The sequence below is a fragment of the Allobosea sp. 2KB_26 genome, assembly GCF_052115715.1.
Taxonomy (GTDB): domain Bacteria; phylum Pseudomonadota; class Alphaproteobacteria; order Rhizobiales; family Beijerinckiaceae; genus Allobosea.
Genome location: NZ_JBFRHE010000001.1, coordinates 100,854 through 124,143, shown reverse-complemented (window position 1 = coordinate 124,143; position 23,290 = coordinate 100,854). Strand labels below are relative to the sequence as shown.

The window sequence follows — 23,290 nt, the reverse complement described above, 5'->3', positions numbered from 1 at the left end:
ATCACGGGTGCGGAAAAAGCCACGCGGGCCCTGATGGACCCGCGCGACGAGAGCCCTATAGGCGCAGGAACCCCCGCAAGTCAAATCCCTTGGGGCGTTGCCTGGGGATTTCTGCTCAATTCATCAGCGGAAATGGCTCGATCAGGACCTGGGACAGCCCGTAGCCCACGAGGGCAATGCGCAGCGGTCCGCTGATGCCAGCCCCGCTCGTGAAGATCGCCGGCGCATCGCCTGCCGCGCTGAAGGTTGAGGGCACTGCAGGTCCCAGCAATTGGGAAACCCGCCGGGCGATGGCCGGGGCAGGGTCGATCCAGGTGACGGACCAGGGTGCCAGCCGGCGCATGCGTTCGAGCAGCAGTGGATAATGCGTGCAGGAGAGGGTGATCACGTCGGTCCGCACGCCGTTGCGTTCGACGAAGCAGGGTTCGAGTTCCGCAAGGATTGCCGCGTCGTCGACCGATTCACCCTTGAGCGCGGCTTCGGCGAGGCCGGCGAGGCCGGCCGAGCCGACCAGCGTGACCTCGCAGCGCGCCGCATAGGCCTCGATCAGGCCGCGCGTATAGTCGCGGGCGACGGTTCCAGGCGTCGCCAGGACCGAGATCAGGCCGCTGCGGGTGGTCTCGGCCGCCGGCTTGATCGCCGGGACGGTGCCGATGAAGGGGATGGTGAAGCGGGCGCGTAGCGCTGGCAGCACCAGTGTCGAGGCGGTGTTGCAGGCGATCACCACAAGATCAGGATGACAGCGCGCGATCAGCCGCTCCATGACCTGCAGAACGCGGTCGATGAGTTCCGCTTCGCTGAGCCGGCCATAGGGGAAGCCGGCGTCATCGGCGGCGTAGACGATGCGTGCGTCCGGGCGGGCGCGCGTGGTCTCGGCCAGCACTGTCAGGCCGCCGAGCCCGGAATCGAATACCAGAATGGTGGGTTGGCGGCGTGGCATCACGGCTGCGCCATAGGCTGTTCCGGCCAGAAGATCGACCCGCATGCGTCGGCGCCTGCACAGGAGATGGATGAGCGCCTCATTGGGCCAGAGCCCGGTTAAGGAGTGGTCAAGGAACTCCTGGCCGCCATGGTTCAATTTAATTGACTTTGTCCACTAATTGGCATGATTCTGATCCTCGGAGATCATCATGGCCGCCACAGATAGCCCCGCGATCGCTGCGATCCGCCGTTTCAACCGCTTCCACACGCGCTGGATTGGAGCACTTGGTGGCAGCCTGCACGGCTCCGGTTTCGCGTTGACCGAGGCGCGCGTGCTCTATGAGTTGGCTCAACGTGACGATTGGCTCGCAAGCGAGCTGGCACGCGAGCTTGCCCTCGATCCCGCCTATCTCTCCCGCATCCTGAAGCGCTTTGCTGCTGCCGGCTGGCTGAGGCGCGAGCGTTCCCTTAACGACGGGCGGGCTTCGCACCTGCTGCTGACGCGAGAGGGGCGCGACGCCTTTCGGCCCCTGGATGAAGCGTCACGCGATCAGGCTGGCTCGATCCTGGCGCGGCTCGGACAGTCGGCGCGGGCGGATCTGGTCGAGGCGCTGGAAACCGCCGAGCGGCTATTGTCCGATGTCGGGGAGTGGAAGCGGCCACCGCTCATCCGTGAGCTCAGGCCCGGCGATATTGGCTGGGTGATATCGGCGCATGGCCGGCTCTATGCGGAAGACTATGGCTGGGACATCAGCTTCGAGGCGTTGGTCGCCGAGATCGCGGCAAAGTTCCTGCGGGAGTTCCAGCCCGGCAAGGAGCGTTGCTTCATTGCGGAGCTCGACGGGCTGCCGGTCGGCTCGGCTTTCGTGGTTCGAGAGTCGGACGAAGTCGCCAAGCTTCGGCTCGTGCTGGTCGAGAAGCGCGGGCAGGGGCTTGGTCTCGGCAAGGCGCTGGTGCAGGAGGCGATCGGCTTCGCGCGATCGGCTGGCTATCGGCGCGTGGTCCTGTGGACCAACGACATCCTGCACGCGGCGCGCGGCATTTATATCGCCGCGGGGTTCAGGCTCGTTGTCGAGGAGAGGCACCATTCCTTCGGGCAGGATCTGGTGGGGCAGAGCTGGGAGCTGGAACTGGGACGCTAAGCTTTCAGCCGCGCCACGGCCGCTGCCGCCGCCCGCCCCGCCAAGGTCGCGCCGCCTACCGTCATCGCACCGCCGCCGGCCGTCGCCTCGCCCGCGAGCCAGACGCGGCCGCCGATCGGCTCGGCAAGCCTGTCCCGGGCCGTCTCGAAGCCGGGACGGCAGACCGAATAGGAGCCATGCGAGAACGGATCGGTCCACCAGGCGGGGAATGACACGCCGGTGACGGCCTTGCGAAAGCTCTCGCCGACCATCTTGGCCAAAAGCTCGGTCACATGATCCCGTGCGGCGGCGGTTCCCGCGCGGGAGAGGTCGCGCGCATAGTCCCCGCCGCAATAGGCGATGACGATGTCCTTGTCGTCCGGGAAGAGGTCGACATTCATCATGGCCTTGGGCGAGCCGGCTTCGAGATAGCTCATGCCGGGCTTGATGCCGAAGCGATCACCCTCGACCTTCAGCGCGATCTTGGTGAGGGCGCCCATGCCGATGCCATTCAGGGCGTCGCGGGTTCGGGCAGGCAGCGCAGGCGTGAAGCGGATGTCGCCGGCCTTCAGAACGCCGACCGGCACGGTGACGATGCAGGCGCGCGCCTTCAGCGTCCCCGAGCGCGTCGTGATCTCGACGCCGGGCCCGTCCCAGCGAATGGCTTCGACCGGTTCGCCAAGGCGGATATCGAGCCCTTCGCCATGGCGTGCGACCAGATTGCCGTAGCCCGAGGGAACGACGAAGTCGTCGCCGCTCCACAGGCGCTGGTAGTCGCGCGCCGAGATGCGATCGGATTCCTCGCCGATCGAGAGCAGCAGCCCGGAGGTGGCGACGGGCGTCATGTCCGGGCCGAGATCTCCGAGCAGTTCCGCAACCGAGAGATCGCGCTTCGAGATATCGACGGTTTCGAGCTTGCGGTCGATCTGTCTGAAGGCACCGCGCCGTTTGACCCGCTCGGCATCCGGCATCGGTTGCCCGTTGGCGAAAACCTGGAAGCCGCTGCCCCAGGATTCGTTCGGTGTTGGGATACCGAGATCGGCCGCGATCTTCACCCAGGGATTTCGTTCGGCCCAGTGGATGAACATCGCGCCGGCATCGTAGGCGGCGCCAAGCGAGGTGTCGGTGAAGGCACGGCCACCGACTCGGTTGCGCGCTTCGATGATCACGACCTGACGTCCGGCCGCCTTCAGTTCGCGCGCCGCCGCGATGCCGGCTGCCCCCGCGCCAATGACGACGACATCGAGATCACCGGCCAAGGCAGGGCCGGGCGCGCCGGCAGCGGTTGCGGCAAACGCAGTTGAACCCATCAGGAAAGTCCGGCGGTCGAGCATCATCAACATTGTCCGCAGCGGTCGGGCGCCATGATGCGCGACTGCTTGTGCGTGGCAATACGCAACCCGCTTTGCGGCCGGATCACGGCAATCACGAGATCGGGAGGAGAGCGTGAGCGGGGTCGGGTTCCGTAATTGGCGCTCGCAGTATAGAATTTCTATAAATTAAGACGAGTCTCAATTGGATGAATTCTATTGTTGGCCAATTGATTGAGAATCGATTGACAGCATTCGACTCTATTTTTATCGAGTGTCGGCTTTACTGAATTGATAAAGCTTAGTTTTCAGCAATTTTAAACTGCAGGCTGCGCATCCGATCCATTGGCGGCGCCGGCAGGGGCGGGGTTCTGACTATGGGCGGGCATTCTGGCGGGCTGCGTTACGGCGTGGCGCTCGGCGTTCTTGTGTTGATGACAGCGTCACAAGCCGGCGCACAGCAGCGGGTTCAAGCTGTACAGCCGCCGGCCTTTCCTCAATCGGCCGAAGGGCCCGTCGTTCTGGATACCATTACCGTTCAGGGCGAGGGAATCAGCGGCGCGCCGCTGATCGCCGGGCCGACGACCACCCGCACGACTCGCGAAGAACTCGACAGGCAGCAGGTCCAGAGCATTTCCGACCTGGCCAACCGGGTCGAAGCGGGCATCAGCTTCAACCGCCAGAATAACAGCATCAATATTCGTGGTCTCGATGGCCCGCGCGTGCTGACCACGATCGACGGCATCAGGCAGCCGTTCCTGACCGATACCCGGATCGACCGCAGTTCGACCAATGCCTTCGACTTCGACGCGTTGTCCACGCTCGACCTGCTGCGTGGCGGCAGCGGAGCCAGCGTGCTCGGTTCCGGGGCTCTCGGGGGCGTGCTGGCTGTCCGCACGCTCGACCCCAAGGATCTGATCAAGAGTGGCCGCCAGTTCGGTGCGCTCGCCAAGACCGGCTACGACAGTACCGATGAAGCCTGGTTCGGCAGCGCCGCGGTCGCGGCACGGCTGCAGCAGACCTATTTCCTGCTCCAGGGCAGCTTCCGCGACGGGCATGAGACAGGCAACAAGGGCACGATCGACAGCATCGGTCCGACCCGGACGATGCCGAACCCGACTGATTTCACGCAGTACGGACTGCTCGCGAAGATCCAGCACTATGTCGATGATGTGCATCGTTTCGGCATTACGGGCGAGTTGTTCAAGCGCGAGGACAAGGTCAACGTCCTCACCTCGACGGTGTCGCCGACCGGCAATTTTCGCCCGGGCAACTATGACACCGGCGAGGATGTCGAGCGCCAGCGTGTCTCGCTGACTTATGATTACAAGCTGCCGGGGGGCTTCCTCGACGAGGCCCATGCCAATCTTTACTGGCAGAACGTCAAGCGCAACGCGCTGGTCTCAGCCTATCGCTTCACCAGCGTCATGGGTCCCTATAGCCGCAACAACGAAACCGAGCAGGAGGCCTTCGGCTTCAACGGCCATGTCGTGAAGAGCTTCCAGACTGGCATCTTCTCGCACGGCATCACGCTAGGCACCGAACTGCGCACGACGACGCTGAACCAGTATTCGGCTGGCGTCGACAATTGCCGCCGGCCCTATACCGGTGCCTTCAGCGCCTGCAACAACCTGCACACCAACCAGGCCGACCAGCCGAAGGTCGACGGCAATGCGATCGGCATCTTCGCGTATGACGAGATCGGCATGCTCGACAACCGCCTGCGCCTCACGCCGGGCGTCCGGTTCGACTGGTATGAGGAAAAGCCGCAGAACACGCCGGCCTACACCAATGGCGGCTCTAGCCCGGTCGGCTTGCCGCCCTCCTCCAGCGACAGCGCCTGGTCGCCGCGGGTGCGGCTCGAATACGACATCCTCAAGAATGCCGGCATGTTCAAGGATGTGACAGCCTTCGCGCAGTGGTCGAAGGGTTTTCGCGCGCCGACTGCAAGTGAGCTCTATGGCCGCTTCGGTGCGGTTGGGACCTATCTGCGCATCGGCGATCCCACGCTGCGCCCTGAAATCAGCAATGGCATCGATGTCGGCTTCCGCTTCGGCGACCGGGCCTTCGGCGGTTCGGTGACGTATTTCCACACCAATTACCGCAACTTCATTGAGACTGTGCAGATCGCGCCTCCGAATGCACTCTATCCGCAGGGCGGCATCCAGGGGCCGCGGAACGTCGCGCGGGCCGAGATCCAGGGCGTCGAGGCGAATTTCCAGTATGCCTTCGCCGAGAACTGGCTGGCGCGCGGCTCCTTCGCCTATACTCGAGGCCAGAACAAGGACACCGACACGTTCCTGAATTCGATTCCGCCGATGCAGGGTATTGTCGCAATCGCCTATGGAACCGACAGCTGGGGTGCCGAGGTCTCGACCAAGCTGGCTGCCGCGCGTGACGATGTCGCTGCGACGACCGGCACGAATGCGGGTTTCAAAGCTCCGGGCTACGCGCTCTTCAATGCTTCGGCCTGGTGGCGGCCGACGAAACTCGCCGATATCGAGCTCCAGCTCGGCGTCTACAACATCTTCGACCGCAAGTACTTTGATGCGGTTAACGTCCCGACGGGCACACTTGCCCAGGCGCGCGACTACTATAGCGAGCCGGGGCGCACGGTGAAGGCGACGCTGAAATACCAGTTCTGAGGTTCAGCCCGCGAGCAGAATACAAGAAGGCCGGGCAGTGATGCTCCGGCCTTTCTCGTTTGGCTCAAACGGGCTCGTCTATTCTTCCCCGGGGGGCTTCACCGAGCGCGGGTGCCGCGGCCCCTCTGCCAGAGACTTGAACACGCCGCGCAAGGTGCGCGCCTCCTGCTCAGTCATCGCCAGGCGGTGCAGGATGTCGCGCAGATTGGCGGTCATGACCGGCTTCTTGCCGGGCGGGAAGAAGCCGCAACGCTCAAGCTCGCCTTCGAGATAGCCGAACATCGAAAACACCGTCTCCCTAGTCGCTGGCGGCGAGGGATTGCTCTCGCGGAAGGGCGGCTCGCCATCCGTCGTCTTGAACCACTCATAGCCGGCCAGCAGCACGGCTTGGGCGAGATTGAGCGAGGCGAAGGCGGGGTTAACGGGAAAGGTCAGGATCGCGTCGGCGAGCGAGATCTCCTCATTGGTCAGGCCGATGCGCTCGCGACCGAACAGGATGCCGACGCGCTCGCCGCCGCCGACACGTTCGGCAAGGGGCGGCATCACTTCGGCTGGCGTGAAGACACGCTTCATCTGGCCGCGTTCGCGGGCTGTGGTGGCGAGCACATGATTGAGATCGGCCGTCGCGGCGGCGGCGTCGGGGTAGAGCCGCGCATTCTCAAGGATGTGGGTCGCGCCGGAGGCCGCGGCGGTTGCGCCCTTCTTGAGGCCCCCGCCTGCTGGCCAACCGTCGCGAGGGGCCACGAGCCGCATCTCGGAAAGGCCGAAATTCGCCATGGCGCGAGCACACATGCCGATGTTCTCGGCCATTTGCGGCTCGACGAGAATGACGACCGGAGCGGGGGTCTGCGTGGCGGGGCGGGTGCGGTCTGTGCCTGAGCCGGTCATCGGGTACTCTGCGGTATCGGTCTCGCCGGTTCTGGGACCGGGCTCGAAAGCCCGATCCTATCAGCTTCCGCGAAGAGCAGCGTCAAGCGCTACGGCGCAGGCCAAGGCCGAACCCGGCCTCCGCTCTGGTGTCCGTCCTGCGCTGCGGCGACACCCGCTCGTCCTTGATCCGGAAGCTGGAGACGAGCCCGTTCAAGCGCTGGATCTGACCGGTGAGCGAGCTGGCCGACGCGGCACTCTCCTCGGCCAGGGCCGCGTTCTGCTGGGTCATCTCGTCCATATGGGCGACGGTCTGGCTCATCTCATCGATGCCGTTGGCCTGCTCGGCCGAGGCTGCGGAGATGTCCGAGACAGTCGCCGAGACTTTCTTGGAGGCTTCGACGATCTTGCCGAGCGCCTCGCCGGCCGAACGGACCAGGCCGACACCTTGCGCGACCTCGACACCCGATTCGCTGATCAGTGATGTGATGTCCTTGGCCGCTTCCGAGGAGCGCTGTGCCAAGGTGCGGACCTCCGAGGCGACCACGGCAAAGCCCTTGCCGGCATCGCCGGCGCGGGCTGCCTCGACAGCTGCGTTGAGCGCAAGCAGGTTCGTCTGGAAGGCGATCTCGTCGATGACCGACGTGATGTCCGAGATCTTGCGCGAGGCCAGCTCGATCCGCGCCATGGCGGCGACGGCATCGGTGACGATTGCGCCGCCCTTCTCGGCGACCTCGGTCGCCTCGTTGGCAAGCAGCACGGCCTGGCGGGACGACAAGGCCGACGCCTTGACGGATGCGGCGAGCTCTTCCGTCGTCGCGGCGGTTTCCTCGAGCGAAGAGGCCTGCTCTTCGGTGCGCTTCGACAGGTCGTCGGCGCCCATGTTGATCTCGCGTGCGGCGTTGGCGACGTCGACGGAGGTCGTCTGGATCGTCGCCACGGTCTCGGAAAGGCGGTTCACCGCACGGTTGAAATCATCGCGGAGCTTGAGATAGTCGGTAGCGACATTGTCGTCGATCCGGTAGGTCAGATCGCCCTGCGCGAGCATCTCCAGGCCAGCGGCCAGCAGGCCGACGACATGCTGCTGTTCCCTCGCGAGCATCGCCCGCTCGGCCTCGACGCGCTGGCGCTCTGTCTCATTGCGACGACGCTCTGCATCGCTCAGGCGCTCCTGCTCGGTGGTCTGGGCTTCGAGCCGGCGCATCTCGAGGCCATTCTCCTTGAAGATCAGCACGGCCCGGGCCATTTCCCCGACTTCGTCACGCCGCGTCTGGCTCTCGATCTCGGCATCGAAATCGCTGGCGGCGAGCCTCTCCATCGTGCCCTTCAATCGGGCCAAGGGGCCAGTGATGCTCTTCGCCGACATCCACATCGCGCCGCCCAGGCCAATCAACAGGCCAAGCAGGCTGCCGCCGATGACAATGGCAATGGTGCGCTTCGTCTCGGAACTCAACCTCGCGCTGGTCGTCTCGGTGTCCTTTCCAAGCGCGTTGTTGAAGTCGGTGATGTTGCTGACGACAGCGGTGAGCTTGCCGTCGAGTTCGTCCATCACGGCCAACGCCCGTTCGTTGTCATCGTTGGCGCCGTAATGGAGCGCGCGGTCGACGCCCACCTTGATGTCGGTGATCTGTTTGGTCAGCGCGTCATATTCAGCCGCTCGCACCGGAAGGTGGGACTGTCCCTCCTTCAGCAGTTCGAGCGCCTGGCTATAGGAGCGCTGCAACTGGCTCTGGGCGTTGCGCGCACCGTCGGTCTCGCGAGGATAGGCAATGACCTTGTAGGCCTGAGCCAGAATGTCGTTTGCCGCGCGAGCCGATCGGGCAGTGGCAAGCGTCGCCTTGCTGCGCGAATTGATCAGCTCGGAATAGGTGCTGTCGACCTCGCTCAATTGCATGCTGCTCAGAATCGTTGCGGCCAGGCCAATCAATCCGACGATCAGCATCGCCGCTGCGATCTTGATGCTGATACGAATATTACCTAACGTCATGTTGATCGGCCCTCGAAGCGCTCGCAACAGCTGGAGCTGCACAACTCCGTGCCATTTCGGGCGTTAAGAAAGCTGAAATTGATCGATCAGCACGCAGTTGTTTTCTGTGCGAGACCTTTGGAAGCGGGTCCGGTCATGAGCCGCGCAAGTATTCCTGCGGCCTGAACTGCATGGCGGGAGCCCGGTTTCGGTCGTTTCGGGCCTCGCCGGCCCTGAAATGGCAGGGGAGCGCCTCAGCGCTCCGCCGCCGCCTCCACAGCGCGCATCACGCGCAGCATGTTGCCGCCCGCGAGCTTTTCCAGGTGCTCTTCCGACCAGCCACGGCGAATCAATTCAGCGATCAGGGCCGGGAAGGTCGAGTTGTCCTCCAGACCTTCCGGTGCGAGGCCGCCGAAGAAGTCCGAGCCGATGCCGATATGGTCGTAGCCGATACGCTTGGCGAGATAGTCGAGATGGTCGCAATATTGCGCTAGCGTTGCTGTCGGGCGCGGGCCGGATTTGGCGACGATCTCTGCCTCGGCCTTCTTGTAGTCCATGCCGTCCGGTGTCTTGCCATACTGGTCCTTGGCGGGACGGTGCCAGTCGCGCGAGGCCTGGCTGATGAAGTCAGGCACGAAGGTCGCCATGACGATGCCGTGGTTCCCGGCGACGCGATCGAGCACATCGTCAGGCACGTTGCGGGGATGGTCGCAGAGCGTGAACGCGTTCGAGTGGGACCAGACGAGCGGCGCACTGCTGACGTCGAGCGCATCATGCATCACCTTCGGCGAGACATGGGCGAGGTCGACGATCATGCCGAGCCTGTTCATCCGCCGGACCACGTCCTTGCCGAAGGCGGAAAGGCCGTTGTGACGCGGGGCATCGGTCGCCGAATCGCACCAGTCATGCGTGCCGTTATGGCAGAGCGTCATCAGGCGCACGCCAAGGGCGGAATAGGCGTCGAGGGCATCGATCTCGTTGTCGATCGCCGAGCCGTTCTCGATCGTCATGAACAGGGCGATCCTGCCCTCGGCCTTCGCAGCCTCGACATCGGCGGCGGAGAGGCCCGGGCGGAAGACCTTCGGATGCTTCGCCAGCACATTCTGCATCAGCGCGATCTGGGCCAGCGCAAAGCCGGCGGGCTTCGGGTGGTTCGGCGGCACATAGGCTGCGAAGAACTGGCCCGCGAGCTTGCCCGCCTGCATGCGCGGAATGTCGGTGTCGGTCTCGGGATGGACCTTGGTCAGGTCATAGGCCGCGACATCGCCCTTCGCCTTGGCATCGAGCCGGATCACATAGGGCAGGTCGTTATGGCCGTCGATCAGCGGGGCGCGCTCGAGCAGAGCGAGCGCCGCGGCATAGGCATTGTCCTGGACTGGAGTTTTGGCGAGGGCCATGGCGCACCTTGGAGGGGATTCGAAACGGCGGGGATCGTGGCAGGGCTTTGCAGGTGAGGCGAGGGGCGATGACGCATGCCCGCTCGCTGTCTGGTGCGTGCGGCGTCAGGCCTGGGCCTGACCCGGTCTCCTTGCGAGGCATCATTCCCGGCGGCGATAAGGCCCCCGGGAATGATGGCATCTCCATCTCAGGTGAAACGGGAAGGTGCGAAGGGGGCAGGATCGACGAAGACCTTCTCGCCGGTCACCATCTCGGCGACCATGCGCCCTGTCACTGCGGCCAGCGTCAGCCCGTGATGGGCATGGCCGAACGAGAACCAGAGATTGCGGTGCTTCGGCGCCGGGCCGATGATCGGCATCATATCCGGGGTGCAGGGGCGGTTCCCAAGCCAGGGCTCGGGATCGACCCGCTCGCCGAGCGGGAACAATGTCTTGGCGATCGGTTCTGCGCGAGCGAGCTGAACCGGCGTCTTCGGCGAGTCGCGCAGCGCGAACTCGGCACCCGTGGTCAACCGAATGCCCTTCACCATCGGAGCCAGGAAATAGCCGCGCTCGGTGTCGAGGACAGGGTGGTTCAGCACCGCGTTGCCGAGCGGCTTGTAGTGCATGTGGTACCCGCGCTTGACCGCGAGTGGCAGGTGGTAGCCGAGCCGGTTGGTCAGGACATCAGCCCAGGGGCCGAGCGCGATCACGGCGTCATGGGCGCTGGCGCGGGTGCCGTCGGCGAGCGCGATGCTCCAGCCCTGGCCATCCTGTGCGAGCGTGCCGGCATCGCCCTGCGCGAGCTGCCCGCCGAGCTTTTCAAACAGAGCGACATAGGCCTTCGACAGGCCAAGCGGGTCGATCACCGTGACCGGGTCGGTCCAGTGCAGGCCGCCGATCAGGCTCTGGTCGAGATGTGGCTCCTCGGCTCGCAGCGTCGCGACATCGAGCGGGCGGTAGTTCAGCCCGAATTCCTTGTTCCACTTGGCCGCCTCGGCCAGCCTTGCTTCCTGCTCGGCCGCAGAGCGGAAAACCTTCATCCAGCCCTTGCGGCGCAGCAGATGCGTCGCCCCGGCTTCGGCCGCGAGCGCGTCATGCTCGGTGACGCAATGCTCGATCAGGGTCGCGTATTGGTGAGCGATCGCCTCATGCTTGGAGGGGCGCGAATGCAGCCAGTAGGACAGCAGGAAGGGCGCGAGCTTGGGGATCGCGTTCCAATGATAGGACGCGTCGATCGTGTTGTTCATCGCGTAGCGGAACAAGGCGCCGAAATCATGCGGGAAGCCGTAGGGATAGACGCCTTCGCGCTGGATCAGTCCGGCGTTGCCATAGCTGGTTTCCTCGCCCGGTCCGCGCCTGTCGACCAGCAATACGGAACGGCCGGCCTTCTGCAGGTGCAAAGCCACCGAGATGCCGACGATCCCCGCGCCGAGCACAATCGTATCGGTCCGCATTTTTATGCTCCTGTCAGCCCTGTTGCCGCGCTCAAAATACCGCGCTGCGCCGCGATGTCAGCGGCATGGTGCATTTTTGCGGTCGAACGGCGAAAGTTTCGCAAGATTTGCGCCAAGCAGGCGCGGATCGCATGCCGCGCATACAAACCGTTCTCTTCTGCGCAAGATTCTGCGCTACGCAGAACCGACCTTCCCGAACGGCGCGTGACGCAGGCGTCGGGATCGGCCAGTGTGGCCCAGTTGTCGCACCGATTCAGGCCTTCATGCTCTCGCGTTTCGCCGCCTTCCTCGCCGCAGGCCTCGCCCTTCTCGGCCGCTACGGCACGCAGGGTTTCGCGCTCTCGATCTTTCTGGGGCTGGCCCTGCCGCAGTTCTCGGCAGCGGCGCGGCCGCTCCTGCCGATAACGATCTTCTGTTTCACCACGGTCGTCTTCCTGCGCGCCGATTTCAGCATCATAGCCGGGCTGATCCGCCGTCCCGGCAAGCTGATCGTCACCTGCCTTTGGCTCATTCTCGGCCCGGCGGTGCTGATCGGCGGTGCGTTCCTGCTCGTCGGTCGCGCGGCACTCGATCCCGGCCTGATCCTCGGGCTTGCCATCATGGGCGCGGCTCCGCCGATCATGTCCTCGCCGGCGGTCGCGATCCTCTACGGCTTCGAGCCTTCGCTGATCATCGCGGGCGTGGTGGTGACCACGGTGCTCAGTCCGCTGGTGGCCCCGGTGGTGGTGGAGTTGCTGGCGGGGGCTGCCGTGCCGCTCGATCGCTGGGCGCTAACGCTCCGTCTCGTGCTGTTCGTCGGCGGCGGCATGGTGGTGGCGGCGATCCTGCGGCACTGGCTCGGCGCGGCCCGGATCCGAGCGATGAAGGCCAATCTCGATGGCTTTGGCGTGCTGATGTATTTCATCTTTGCCATCGCGGCGATGGACGGCGTGACGCGGACGGCCATGGCCAATCCCGGACAGGTCATGCTGTTCCTGGCCATCGCCTTCTCGGTTTCCGCCGCCGGCCTTCTGCTCACGGTGCTCGCCTTGCGGATGTTCAGGCGCTCGGAACGCTTCATGATCGGCTATGGCACCGGTCAACGGAACATGGGGCTGTTGGTTGCGGCGCTCGGGGCCGGCGTGCCGCAGACGACTTTCCTGTATTTTGCGCTGGCGCAGTTCCCAATCTATCTGCTGCCCTGGCTGCTGCGCGGCATCGCCGGAAAGATCAAGCGCGCTGAAACGCCTGCTGACGTGGGTTGACGATCCCGCCTGAGACGATCGCCCCAGCAATCCAGGAGCGATGCCATGATCACTCTCTATTCCGGGCCTCTGAGCCTGTTCTCCCGCAAGGTCGAGATCGCGCTGCGGGAGAAGGGGCTCGCCTTCGAGCGTATCATGGTGCCGTTCAACCAGGTGACTGGCTACGATCCGCGCCACCCCGAAGTGCTGGCCCTGAATCCGAAGCGGCAAGTGCCGGTGATGAATGACGAGGGACTCGTCCTCTACGATTCCACCGTCATCCTCGAATATCTCGACGAGGCCTATCCCTTGCCGCCGCTGCTTCCCCGCAATCCAGCGGCCAGAGCGCGCGCGCTCTTGGACGAGCTTTTCGCCGACGAGATCCTGTTCGCCGCCCTGCGGCCGCTGATGCACCGCAACGAGCCGCCAACGTCGGATCGCAACAAGCGCGCAGCGCAGGAGACGGACGCGCTGATCGCCGAGGCCGAACTCGAGCGGCTCTATTGCGGGCTCAATGAAAGGCTGACTGGCCGCGATTATTTCGGCGAGGCCCTCTCGGTGGCCGATATCGGCATGTTCATGAGTGTGTTCTGGGCCGTGCGCCTCGGTGGCCCGGCGCTAGCAAGCTATCCCGATCTCTCAACCTGGTTCAGCCGGTTGGGGAGCCGACCTGCCTTTACGACGGCGGTGGAGGAGGTGGAAGAAGCCGACCGGCGGCTGTCCTACCCCGTCAAACGCCGCTGAAAGCTCCGGGTTTCGATTGCAGCGCTGGCCTGCGGGCGCTAAATGCTTCGCGCATGACCAGCCCCATCCGCATTGCTCCTTCCATCCTCTCCGCCGATTTCTCGAAGCTCGGGGAGGAGGTTCGCGCCATCGATGCAGCGGGCGCCGACTGGATCCATTGCGATGTGATGGATGGGCATTTCGTGCCTAACATCACGTTTGGTCCCGATGTGCTGAAGGCGATTCGTCCGCACACCAAGAAGTTCTTCGACGTGCATTTGATGATCGCGCCGGTCGACCCCTATGTCGAAGCCTTCGCCAAGGCGGGCGCTGACCTGATTTCATTCCATGTCGAGGCTGGCCCGCACGCCCATCGGACCGTGCAGGCCATCAAGGCACAAGGCAAGCAGGCTGGCATCGTGCTCAATCCCGGTACGCCGGAGAGTGTCATCGAGCCGCTCCTGAACGATGTCGACCTCATCCTGCTGATGACCGTCAATCCCGGCTTTGGCGGCCAGAGCTTCATCCATTCCGTGGTCGAGAAGATCGCACGGGTTCGCGCCATGATCGGTGACCGCCCGATCGCGCTCGAAATCGACGGCGGGGCCACGCCGGAAACGGCACCCTTGGCCGCCAAGGCCGGCGCCAACGTGCTCGTCGCCGGCTCGGCAGTGTTCAAGGGCGGGCCATCGGCCTATGCCGGCAATATCGCCGCGATCCGCCAGGCGGCGGAAGCCGCCCGCGGCGACTGGGTTTGAATTTGTAACTGCGCCGTCATTCCGGGCGCAGCGAAGCGAGGCTCCGGAGCCCATTGCAGTGCGCCTTGCTCTGCGATGGTGTCTGGATCGGCGTGGCTTCGCGGCTTGTCCGGAATCACGTCGCGCGCTGTCCTGAAAGGCCAACCATGATCCCGCGCTATTCCCGTCCCGAGATGGTCGCCATCTGGGAGCCGCAGACGAGGTTCCGGATCTGGTTCGAGATCGAGGCGCATGCCACCGACAAGCTGGCCGAGCTCGGCGTCGTGCCGAAGGAGGCCGCGGCGACGATCTGGGCCAAAGCCAGGGACGCGGTCTTCGATGTCGCCCGCATCGACGAGATCGAGCGCGTCACCAAGCATGACGTCATCGCCTTCCTGACGCACCTGGCCGAGATCGTTGGCCCCGAGGCGCGTTTCGTGCACCAGGGCATGACCTCGTCGGACATTCTCGACACGACGCTGTCGGTGCAGCTCGCGCGCGCCACCGATATCCTGATCGCCGATGTCGATGCGCTGCTGGCCGCGATCAAGCGCCGGGCGTTCGAGCACAAGTTCACGCCGACGATCGGCCGCTCGCACGGCATCCATGCCGAGCCGGTGACCTTCGGCCTCAAGCTGGCGCAGGCCTATGCCGAGTTCAGCCGCTGCCGGGACCGTCTGGTTGCGGCCCGCTCCGAGATCGCGACCTGCGCGATTTCCGGCGCGGTCGGCACCTTCGCCAATATCGACCCGCAGGTCGAAGCCCATGTCGCCGAGAAGATGGGCCTCGCCGTCGAGCCGGTCTCGACACAGGTGATCCCGCGCGACCGTCACGCCATGTATTTCGCGACGCTCGGCGTCGTCGCTTCCTGTGTCGAGCGCCTGGCGACCGAGATCCGCCATCTCCAGCGCACTGAGGTCTATGAGGCGGAGGAGTTCTTCTCGCCGGGCCAGAAGGGCTCTTCGGCGATGCCGCACAAGCGCAATCCGGTGCTGACCGAGAACCTGACGGGCCTTTCGCGGCTCGTTCGCGGCATGGTGACGCCGGCACTCGAGAATGTCGCGCTCTGGCACGAGCGGGACATCTCGCATTCCTCGGTCGAGCGCATGATCGGACCCGATGCCACGGTGACGCTCGATTTCGCACTCGCGCGGCTAACAGGCGTCGTCGACAAGCTGCTGGTCTACCCGCAGAACATGCGCAAGAATCTCGACCGGCTCGGCGGCCTGCATAATTCGCAGCGCGTCCTGCTCGCCTTGACGCAGGCGGGTGCCAGCCGCGAGGAGAGCTATTCGCTGGTTCAGCGCAATGCGATGCGCACTTGGGAGCATGGCGAGGATTTCCTCACCAATCTCAAGGCCGATAGGGACGTGACGGCGAAGCTCTCGGCTGCCGAGCTCGACGCGATGTTCGACGAGGGCTATCACTTCAAGCATGTCGACACGATTTTCGCGCGAGTCTTCGGCGAAGCTTGAACCCGCGCGGGTTGCCGTCCCCGCCGATTCCCATGGCAACCTCGGTGCGCTTGCAGGCGGAAAGCCCGCATGCGCTACGGCATTGCCGAGCGCTGCCGCGCGGGCTGGCGCTTTTCGTTTCACGCCCTACGTTACGACTGGTCCGCTGCGGCTGACCTTGCCCTGTCCCGGGGCCGACGCGACTGGACTCATGCCCTGTCGAGTGGCCTCGCCCTGAAACCCGATTGATTGCAATGCGCTCGTCCGACGCCGACATCCTCATCATTCCTGGCTGGTCCGGCTCCGGCGCGGACCATTGGCAGAGCCGCTGGGAGGCCAAGCTCACCACCGCCCGGCGCATCGAGCAGGACGATTGGTACAAGCCTGCCCGGGACGCCTGGGCAAACCGGATCGTCGCTGCGGTCCGCGCAGCCAAGCGGCCGGTGGTTCTGGTTGCCCATTCCGCCGGCGTCAGCGCGGTGGCGCATGCGGCAGAGCATCTAAAGCCCGGCGAAGTCGCCGGAGCTTTCCTGGTGGCGCCGGCCTCGGAGCGCGCGAAGCAGGCGATCCCCGGCATGGCGCACGACTTCATCGCGCATCGGCGCGAGAAACTGCCGTTCCCCGCCATCCTCATCTCCAGCACGACCGATCCCTACTGCACGCAGGATGAGGCAAGGGCGTTGGCCGAGGCCTGGGGCGCCGAGTTCGTCGATGCGGGCGATGGCGGCCATCTCAATTCAGAATCCGGGCATGGCCCCTGGCCGGACGGCCTGCTGCGTTTCGCGACCTTCCTCAAGGGGCTGTAGGACGGTGCTGCAAAACGAAACCCGCCCCGGATCGCTCCGGGACGGGCTGGTCGGATCAGGATCGATTAGCAGCCGAGATCAATTCTCGACGTAGGTTATCTTGCCGTCGGCGCCCTTCTTCCAGGTGTAGACGGTGTAGTCCGGACGGGTGATGTCGCCCTTCTTGTCGAAGGAGATGTCGCCGATCACGGTCTTCACGGCCTCCCCACCATGGAGCGCGGCGGCGATCTTCTTCGGGTCGGTCGAGTTCGCGCGCTTGGCGCCTTCGGCCATGATCTGCACGGCGGCGTAGCTGTACAGCGTATAGGCTTCCGGCTTGAACTTGCGCGCCTCGAACTTCTTGAGGACGGCAGCCGCCTCGGGACGCTTCTGCGGGTCGGGCGGGAAGGTCATCAGCGTGCCTTCAACGCCGGGGCCGCCGATCGTGGCGAACTCGTCGGTGGTGATGCCGTCGCCGGAGACCAGCACGGTCTTCAGGCCCTGGTCGCGCATCTGGCGCACGATCAGACCGCCTTCGGTGTGCAGGCCACCCCAGTAGAGGTAGTCGGCACCGGCTGCCTTGATCTTGGAGACGAGGGCCGAGAAGTCCTTCTCGCCCGCATTCACGCCTTCATAGAGCACTTCCTTGACGCCGCCGGCATTGAGGCCCTTCTTGGTCTCGTCTGCGAGGCCCTGGCCATAGGTCGTCTTGTCGTGGACGACGGCGATCTTCTTGTCCTTGAAGTTCTTCAGAAGATAGGCGGCGGCGACGCTGCCCTGCTGGTCGTCGCGACCGCAGGTCCGGAAGGTGTTCCAGAGACCGCGCTCGGTGACCTTCGGGTTGGTGGCCGAGGGGCTGATCATCAGGATGCCGTTCTCGGCATAGACTTCGGATGCCGGCATCGTGACGCCGGAGTTGAAGTGACCGACCACCCACTTGACGCCGTCGCCGACGAACTTGTTGGCGACGGAGACGCCTTGCTTCGGGTCGGAGACGTCGTCGCCGACCGAGACGGTGATCTTCTGGCCGAGCACGCCGCCGGCCGCATTGATATCCTCCACAGCCTGTTCGACGCCGTTCTTGAGCTGCGCGCCAAAGGCTGCGTTCGGGCCGGTGATCGGGCCGCCGACGCCGAGCTTGATCTGAGCATTGGCCACGCCGGAGAAGGCGAGGACCGCGCCGAGCGCGATACCGCCCAACAGCAGTTTCTTCATGAGATGAGACTCCCCTGTATTGTCACTATGAACGGGCCAAAGTTTCGGCCCGTCTCGGCGCGTGGTGCCACCGTGAAATGCAGTCTTGCGCTTTTTCGACGGTCTGTCACGCGGCAAGCTCGGTGTGGTTTTTCGCTCTTTCAGAGGGGGTTAGCCGCCTTCCCGGGGCTTCCAGCCGAAGGGTCCGGTGCGCTCATAGAGCCAGCGATATTGCGTCGTCATCTGCCGGGCGCGGTTGTAGCGCCAGCCGGCAAAGCCGAAGGCCATCAGCACGATCGTGTCGATGATATAATAGTGCAGGGTCAGCAGAGTGGCCTGGAACAGGGCAAAATGGATGAAGCGGACGAAGAGGCCCAGCACGAGAATATAGAGCACCAGCTGGAACGCCGGCCGCCAGGTCATCGCCACCGCCCGCCCGGTCATCCAGGCCGCCCAGCCACCCATGACGACGGTGACCAGCAGGAACAGCCAGATGGTCGGCTCCTCGTAGATTATGCCTTGCATCGTTGTGCTCCTAGGATTCTGAGCCTGATGTCGACCGCATGTCGCCCTGAACCTCGATGTGTCATGCGGCTCTAGTGCCGCCCGCCTTCGAGATAGGCGGCCCGGACTTGCGGGTTCGCCAGCAATTCCTGGCCGGTGCCGCTCATGGTGATGACGCCGTTGACCATGACATAGCCGCGATGGGCGAGCTTCAGGGCGTGGAAGGCGTTCTGCTCGACCAGGAACACGGTCAGCCCCTGCGTGCGGTTGAGTTCGCGGATCGCCTCGAAGATCTGCTTGACGATCAGTGGCGCCAGTCCGAGCGACGGCTCGTCGAGCAGCAGCAGCTTCGGCCGCGCCATGAGCGCGCGCGCGATCGCCACCATCTGCTGCTCGCCGCCCGAAAGCGTTCCGCCTCGCTGCTGCAGGCGCTCGCGAATGCGCGGAAAGAGCTCGCAGATCTTTTCGAGATCCTCTTCGAAATGGGTGAGGTCGCGCACCGCGGCGCCCATCTGCAGGTTCTCGAATACGGTCATGCGCGGGAAGATGCGGCGTCCTTCCGGCGATTGCGCGATGCCCAGCCGGGCGATCTCGTGGCTCGGCAGCTTCGTGATGTCCCGGCCCTCATAGGTCACCGTGCCTTCGCGGGCCTGCGGATTGCCGAAGATCGTCATCATCAGCGTCGATTTGCCAGCGCCGTTCGCGCCGATCATCGTCACGATCTCACCCTCATGCACGTCGACATCGACGCCCTTCAGAGCGATGATCTTGCCGTAATAGGTCTTGACCCCGCGAACGGAGAGCAGAGGCGCGGCGTCCGTCATCACAGTCCGACCTCTGCTTCCACTTTGGCGACTTCCTCGTCGTCGACGCCGAGATAGGCCGCGATCACGCGCGGATCGGCCTGCACCTCGGCCGGGGTGCCGTCGGAGATCTTGGTGCCATAGTCGAGCACCACGACGTGATCGGAAATCTGCATCACCACCGACATGTCATGCTCGATCAGCAGCAGGGCCGTGCCGATATCCTTGCGGATCGAGAGCAGAAGCGTGTTGAGATCGTGGCTCTCGCGCGGGTTCAAGCCCGCCGCGGGTTCGTCCAGGCAGAGCAGCACGGGGTCGGTGCACATGGCGCGCGCGATCTCGAGGCGGCGCTGATCGCCATAGGGCAGGTCGGCGGCCGGATCGTCGGCGCGATCGATCAGGTTGATCTTCTCCAGCCAGAACTTGGCCTTCTCGATCGCTTCCTTCTCGCGCGCCTTGTAGCCGCCGATGCCGAGCACGCCGAGGAAGGTGAAGCCCGACGCGATCATCAGCGGGTTGTGCTGCGCGATCAGCAGATTCTCCAGCACGGTCATGCCGCCGAACAGGCGAATGTTCTGGAAGGTGCGGGCGACCTTGGCTTTCCAGGAAATCCGGAAGTCGGGCATGCGCTCGAGCAGGAAGCTCGCGCCGCTGTCCTGGGTCAGCGTGATCATGCCTTCGGTCGGTTTGTAGAAGCCCGTGATGCAGTTGAAGACAGTGGTCTTGCCGGCTCCGTTGGGGCCGATCAGGGCGGTGATGTCGCCCTTGCGTGCCTCGAAGGAAAGATCGTTGACGGCGGTGAGGCCGCCGAAGCGCATCGTCAGATGTTCGACCTGAAGCAGAGGAGGGGTTGTCATCAGCCGTGGCCTTCCTGGACCATATCGGCCGAGATCGCCTTCTTCTCCTTGAGAAAGGCTGTCGGCTCGCGTGTCGATATCAGTCCGCGTGGCTTCCAGATCATGATTACGACCATGGCGAAGCCGAAGATCAGCATGCGGTATTTGGTCGGATCGAAATCGGGGCCGAAGATCTGCTTCAGCCAATCGAGTTCGCGCAGGAGTTCGGTGCCGCCGATCATCACGCTGGCCGCGATGGCGACGCCCCAGAGCGAGCCCATGCCGCCGAGCACGACGATGGCGAGAATGATCGCCGATTCCATGAAGACGAAAGACTCAGGCGAGATGAAGCCCTGGCGTGCAGCAAAGAATGAGCCGGCGAAGCCACCGAACATTGCACCGAGCGAAAAGGCCGTCAGCTTGGTGTTGGTGGTGTTGATGCCGAGCGAGCGGCAGGCGATCTCGTCCTCTCGTAGCGCCTCCCAGGCGCGTCCGACCGGTAGGCGACGCAGCCTCAGCGTGACGAACGCTGTGAGCAGGGCCAGTCCAAGGATGACGTAGTAGAGGAAGATGGTGCGATAGAGCGGCGAGAATTCGAGCCCGAACACCGCGGCAAAGCCGTCATCGGCCGCCGTGAACGGAATGCCGAAGAAGGTCGGGCGCGGAATGCCCGAGATGCCGGCATAGCCGTTCGAGAACTCGACCCAGTTGATCAGGATGAGGCGAATGATCTCGCCGAAGGCGAGGGTGACGATAGCGAGATAGTCGCCGCGCAACCTGAGGACGGGGAAGCCGAGCAGCATGCCCCAGAAGGCCGCGAGGATTCCGGACATCGGCAGCAGGATCCAGAAGGACAGGCCGAAATTCTTGGCGAGCAGCGCGTAGGAATAGGCGCCGACGGCGTAGAAGGCGACATATCCCAGATCGAGCAGGCCGGCGAGGCCGACGACGATGTTCAGCCCCCAGCCGAGCATGACGTAGATCAGGATCTGGACGCCAAAATTGTCGATCCACTTCAGCGCGCCGCCCCAGCCCGCCAGCGTGATGGCAATGATTGGGAAAGTGACGAGAAAGCCGAGCCCGGCCAGCGAGAACAGGCGCGAATGGCGCTGGAAGAAGCCGATCGTGCCATGCGGCAGCAGCCGCACCACCGATTTGCCTTCGCCGCGCTTCTGCTGGCGCAACGCCATCAGGAAGCGGCCGACGAAGATGATCGCAACAGCCCAGGCGACGGCGTCCCAACGTGGATCGAGGACGAGGACGTTGTCGAGGTTCTGGCGAGTGCCCCAGGCGATGATGGGGATACACAGGCCGAAGGTGACGACGGCGGCGAAGGCGGCTTCCTTCAGCGCCTTCATCATGTCGAGTTGGCGTGCGGCCGGTAACTGTGTGACGGGAGCCATGCGTCAGACCTTCTCGACTTCGGGACGACCGAGGATGCCGGACGGCATGAAGACGAGCACCACCGCAAGGATGCAGAAGGCGGCGACGTCCTTGTAGTCGATGGTGAAATAGGCGGACCAGAACACTTCGATCAGGCCGATCAGCAATCCGCCGATCACGGCGCCGGGAAGGGAGCCGATGCCACCCAGAACCGCCGCGGTGAAGGCCTTCACGCCTGGCGTGAAGCCGTCGGCGAAGTTCACGACGCCATAGAGCACGAGGTACATCACGCCGGCGACGGCGGCGAGCGCTGCGCCCATCACGAAGGTGATGGAGATGGTGCGGTCGACGTCGATGCCGAGCAGGCCGGCCATCTTGCGGTCCTGTTCGCAGGCGCGCTGGGCGCGACCCAGAGAGGTCTTCTGCACGATGAACCAGAAGGCGGCGAGCAGGATCGCGGTGGTGAGGATGATGACGATCTGCTTGTAGGAGATCTGGACCGTGTAGGTCGCGCTGTCGATCAGCGTGATCGACTTGTTCAGCATCGGCGGGATCGACTTGTTGCGCGGGCCCTGCACGACCTGGACGAAATTCGTCAGGAAGATCGACATGCCGATGGCCGAAATCAGTGGGGCCAGTCGGAAGGAACCGCGCAGCGGCCGGTAGGCAACACGCTCGATCGTCCAGTTCCACAGCGACGTGAAGAACATCGCCAGCACCAGCACGAAGATCAATGCCAGGACGATGAGGCCGGCGCCGAACCAGGAGGCGATCAGCATGAAGAAGATCAGCGCGATGAACGCGGAGAGCATGAAAACGTCGCCATGGGCGAAGTTCACCATGCCGATGATTCCGAAGACCATCGTGTAGCCGATGGCGATGAGGCCGTAGATCGACCCCAGGGTCAGCCCGTTGATGAGCTGCTGGAGGAATACTTCCATTGACGACGTCTAACCCCTCGAACCAGCTCCCGTTCTCTTCGCCGGCATGACGCCGACGCATGCGGGATGCGATTGCTATGCAGAGCTACCAATGGCTTGCGCCTGCGACAATCCACCCATGCCATATTTCTGTCAAAAGCAATCTCGGACCGCTTGCTCTCGAAACAGGCAGAATTCTGTGCAGTGCAGCGCCAATTTGGCGCAAGATGATTGTCTATTGTGCGGTGCAGCATCCTCCTTCGTGCAAGTAAAAAGGGTGTTGGCAGGGGCTGTTGGGTGCGATCGGCCACCTTGCAGCCGCGGGTCTGCGGGGCGCGATCGTCGGTGGCGATCGTGCTGTCGTCGATCATCCGGGGCCAGCCCTCGATCGAAGGTATAATAACGTCCTGGCACTGCCGCCCTTGGCGGCATGGTCGTGCGTCGGGGGATGTGAGGGGCGCGCCCGACACCATCATCGCGCTCGCTCCGCGTTCCCGCGGCCCAATTCGAGCGCTGAGCGACAGCGCTCGGCAAGAATCGCGGCAGCAGCCTCGGGTGCGAGGTCGCTGACGTCGAGTTCGACCAGAGGCAGCCCCGGGGCTCTAAGCAATCGGTAATTGGCACGCAGCGAGGCGAGCACCATGGGGGCGGTCAGCTTGTGGCGGGCGGCCCGGTCACCTGCAACGAGCCGCTCGGCATTGCGTTCGGGTGAACAATCCAGGACGACGGCAACGAGCGTGGCCCTGCGCGCTGCTGCCAGAGAGCGGTACTCGTCGAAGACGGCGGCGTCGAAGGCATCGTCCGAGAGCGCATCGGTCAGGATCAGCGGCGTGCCCGGCTTCATCTGTGCGGCATCTGCGAGGATCGTCGATCGCAGGGCCTTGCGCAGGGAATGGTTGAGCGGGTCGCCCCTGTCGAACAGAGCTTCGGCCGGATTGATGATGAGGTGATTGTCGAGGAGGCGGGCGCCCAGCCGCTTCGCCAGCTCGCGGCCGATGGTCAGTTTCCCGCAGCCCGGCCAACCATTGATATGGATGATCAGGTCGGGATCAGCCATGCCGCCCC

General features: G+C 64.3%; 20 protein-coding genes and 1 pseudogene. 8 read left to right on the top strand and 13 right to left on the bottom strand.

Going from position 1 to position 23,290, the window contains the following annotated elements; genetic code table 11:
- Window positions 1–115: 115 nt before the first annotated feature.
- Entirely contained in the window at window positions 116–985 is an 870-nt protein-coding gene (gene murI, locus AB4099_RS00630; protein WP_113513486.1) for a glutamate racemase, read from the bottom strand.
- A 145-nt stretch (window positions 986–1,130) separates the two neighbouring features.
- On the opposite strand from murI, the gene AB4099_RS00625 reads away from it, so the two are divergent.
- The gene (locus AB4099_RS00625; protein WP_441476682.1) at window positions 1,131–2,063 is read left to right on the top strand and encodes a bifunctional helix-turn-helix transcriptional regulator/GNAT family N-acetyltransferase; all 933 of its coding nucleotides are present in this window, start codon (window positions 1,131–1,133) and stop codon (window positions 2,061–2,063) included.
- Here the strand turns inward: AB4099_RS00625 and AB4099_RS00620 are convergent.
- The gene (locus tag AB4099_RS00620; RefSeq protein ID WP_441476681.1) at window positions 2,060–3,379 is read right to left on the bottom strand and encodes a flavin monoamine oxidase family protein; all 1,320 of its coding nucleotides are present in this window, start codon (window positions 3,377–3,379) and stop codon (window positions 2,060–2,062) included. The two genes, AB4099_RS00625 and AB4099_RS00620, sit on opposite strands and share 4 nt — an antisense overlap.
- Before the next feature lie 350 nt (window positions 3,380–3,729).
- On the opposite strand from AB4099_RS00620, the gene AB4099_RS00615 reads away from it, so the two are divergent.
- Window positions 3,730–5,997, top strand: a complete 2,268-nt coding sequence (locus AB4099_RS00615) for a TonB-dependent hemoglobin/transferrin/lactoferrin family receptor (RefSeq protein ID WP_441476680.1) — start codon at window positions 3,730–3,732, stop codon at window positions 5,995–5,997.
- A 78-nt stretch (window positions 5,998–6,075) separates the two neighbouring features.
- Here the strand turns inward: AB4099_RS00615 and AB4099_RS00610 are convergent, their stop codons facing one another.
- The 4 genes from AB4099_RS00610 to AB4099_RS00595 form a co-directional block, all read right to left on the bottom strand.
- Entirely contained in the window at window positions 6,076–6,885 is an 810-nt protein-coding gene (locus tag AB4099_RS00610) for an RNA methyltransferase (RefSeq protein WP_441476679.1), read from the bottom strand.
- 82 nt (window positions 6,886–6,967) lie between these two features.
- Window positions 6,968–8,851: a methyl-accepting chemotaxis protein gene (locus tag AB4099_RS00605; RefSeq protein WP_441476678.1), complete on the bottom strand. Its 1,884-nt coding sequence runs from the start codon at window positions 8,849–8,851 to the stop codon at window positions 6,968–6,970.
- A gap of 233 nt (window positions 8,852–9,084) precedes the next feature.
- Window positions 9,085–10,227 (bottom strand): dipeptidase, encoded by a 1,143-nt coding sequence (locus AB4099_RS00600; protein WP_441476677.1) that lies wholly within the window; start codon window positions 10,225–10,227, stop codon window positions 9,085–9,087.
- Between the two features lie 188 nt (window positions 10,228–10,415).
- Window positions 10,416–11,663, bottom strand: coding sequence for an NAD(P)/FAD-dependent oxidoreductase (locus AB4099_RS00595; RefSeq protein ID WP_113514098.1), 1,248 nt, complete (start codon window positions 11,661–11,663; stop codon window positions 10,416–10,418).
- A gap of 263 nt (window positions 11,664–11,926) precedes the next feature.
- On the opposite strand from AB4099_RS00595, the gene AB4099_RS00590 reads away from it, so the two are divergent.
- The 6 genes from AB4099_RS00590 (at window position 11,927) to AB4099_RS00565 (ending at window position 16,606) form a co-directional block, all read left to right on the top strand.
- Complete coding sequence (locus AB4099_RS00590) at window positions 11,927–12,907, top strand: hypothetical protein (RefSeq protein WP_441476676.1); 981 nt, start codon at window positions 11,927–11,929, stop codon at window positions 12,905–12,907.
- A gap of 45 nt (window positions 12,908–12,952) precedes the next feature.
- The gene (locus AB4099_RS00585; RefSeq protein ID WP_441476675.1) at window positions 12,953–13,630 is read left to right on the top strand and encodes a glutathione S-transferase family protein; all 678 of its coding nucleotides are present in this window, start codon (window positions 12,953–12,955) and stop codon (window positions 13,628–13,630) included.
- Between the two features lie 53 nt (window positions 13,631–13,683).
- A complete protein-coding gene (gene rpe, locus AB4099_RS00580) occupies window positions 13,684–14,367 on the top strand; it encodes a ribulose-phosphate 3-epimerase (protein ID WP_441476674.1) in 684 nt (227 codons plus the stop codon).
- Window positions 14,368–14,513: 146 nt separating this feature from the next.
- Window positions 14,514–15,821, top strand: a complete 1,308-nt coding sequence (purB, locus tag AB4099_RS00575) for an adenylosuccinate lyase (protein WP_441476673.1) — start codon at window positions 14,514–14,516, stop codon at window positions 15,819–15,821.
- A 69-nt stretch (window positions 15,822–15,890) separates the two neighbouring features.
- A complete protein-coding gene (locus AB4099_RS00570) occupies window positions 15,891–16,049 on the top strand; it encodes a hypothetical protein (RefSeq protein ID WP_441476672.1) in 159 nt (52 codons plus the stop codon).
- A gap of 5 nt (window positions 16,050–16,054) precedes the next feature.
- Window positions 16,055–16,606: an RBBP9/YdeN family alpha/beta hydrolase gene (locus AB4099_RS00565; RefSeq protein WP_441476671.1), complete on the top strand. Its 552-nt coding sequence runs from the start codon at window positions 16,055–16,057 to the stop codon at window positions 16,604–16,606.
- A 78-nt stretch (window positions 16,607–16,684) separates the two neighbouring features.
- On the opposite strand, the gene AB4099_RS00560 is transcribed toward AB4099_RS00565, so the two are convergent.
- The 7 genes and pseudogenes from AB4099_RS00560 to AB4099_RS00530 form a co-directional block, all read right to left on the bottom strand.
- Complete coding sequence (locus tag AB4099_RS00560) at window positions 16,685–17,800, bottom strand: branched-chain amino acid ABC transporter substrate-binding protein (RefSeq protein WP_113514109.1); 1,116 nt, start codon at window positions 17,798–17,800, stop codon at window positions 16,685–16,687.
- 150 nt (window positions 17,801–17,950) lie between these two features.
- Complete coding sequence (locus AB4099_RS00555) at window positions 17,951–18,304, bottom strand: DUF6867 family protein (protein WP_113514111.1); 354 nt, start codon at window positions 18,302–18,304, stop codon at window positions 17,951–17,953.
- Between the two features lie 71 nt (window positions 18,305–18,375).
- On the bottom strand, window positions 18,376–19,107 hold the full coding sequence (locus AB4099_RS00550) for an ABC transporter ATP-binding protein (protein ID WP_441476670.1): 732 nt from the start codon (window positions 19,105–19,107) through the stop codon (window positions 18,376–18,378).
- Window positions 19,108–19,133: 26 nt separating this feature from the next.
- Window positions 19,134–19,943: pseudogene (locus AB4099_RS00545) on the bottom strand (ABC transporter ATP-binding protein); the annotation flags it as partial.
- The gene (livM, locus tag AB4099_RS00540; RefSeq protein ID WP_113514117.1) at window positions 19,943–21,325 is read right to left on the bottom strand and encodes a high-affinity branched-chain amino acid ABC transporter permease LivM; all 1,383 of its coding nucleotides are present in this window, start codon (window positions 21,323–21,325) and stop codon (window positions 19,943–19,945) included. The gene livM and the pseudogene AB4099_RS00545, both read right to left, overlap by 1 nt.
- A 3-nt stretch (window positions 21,326–21,328) precedes the next feature.
- On the bottom strand, window positions 21,329–22,246 hold the full coding sequence (locus AB4099_RS00535; protein WP_113514119.1) for a branched-chain amino acid ABC transporter permease: 918 nt from the start codon (window positions 22,244–22,246) through the stop codon (window positions 21,329–21,331).
- Between the two features lie 451 nt (window positions 22,247–22,697).
- On the bottom strand, window positions 22,698–23,282 hold the full coding sequence (locus AB4099_RS00530; RefSeq protein WP_441476669.1) for an AAA family ATPase: 585 nt from the start codon (window positions 23,280–23,282) through the stop codon (window positions 22,698–22,700).
- Between the last annotated feature and the right edge of the window lie 8 nt (window positions 23,283–23,290).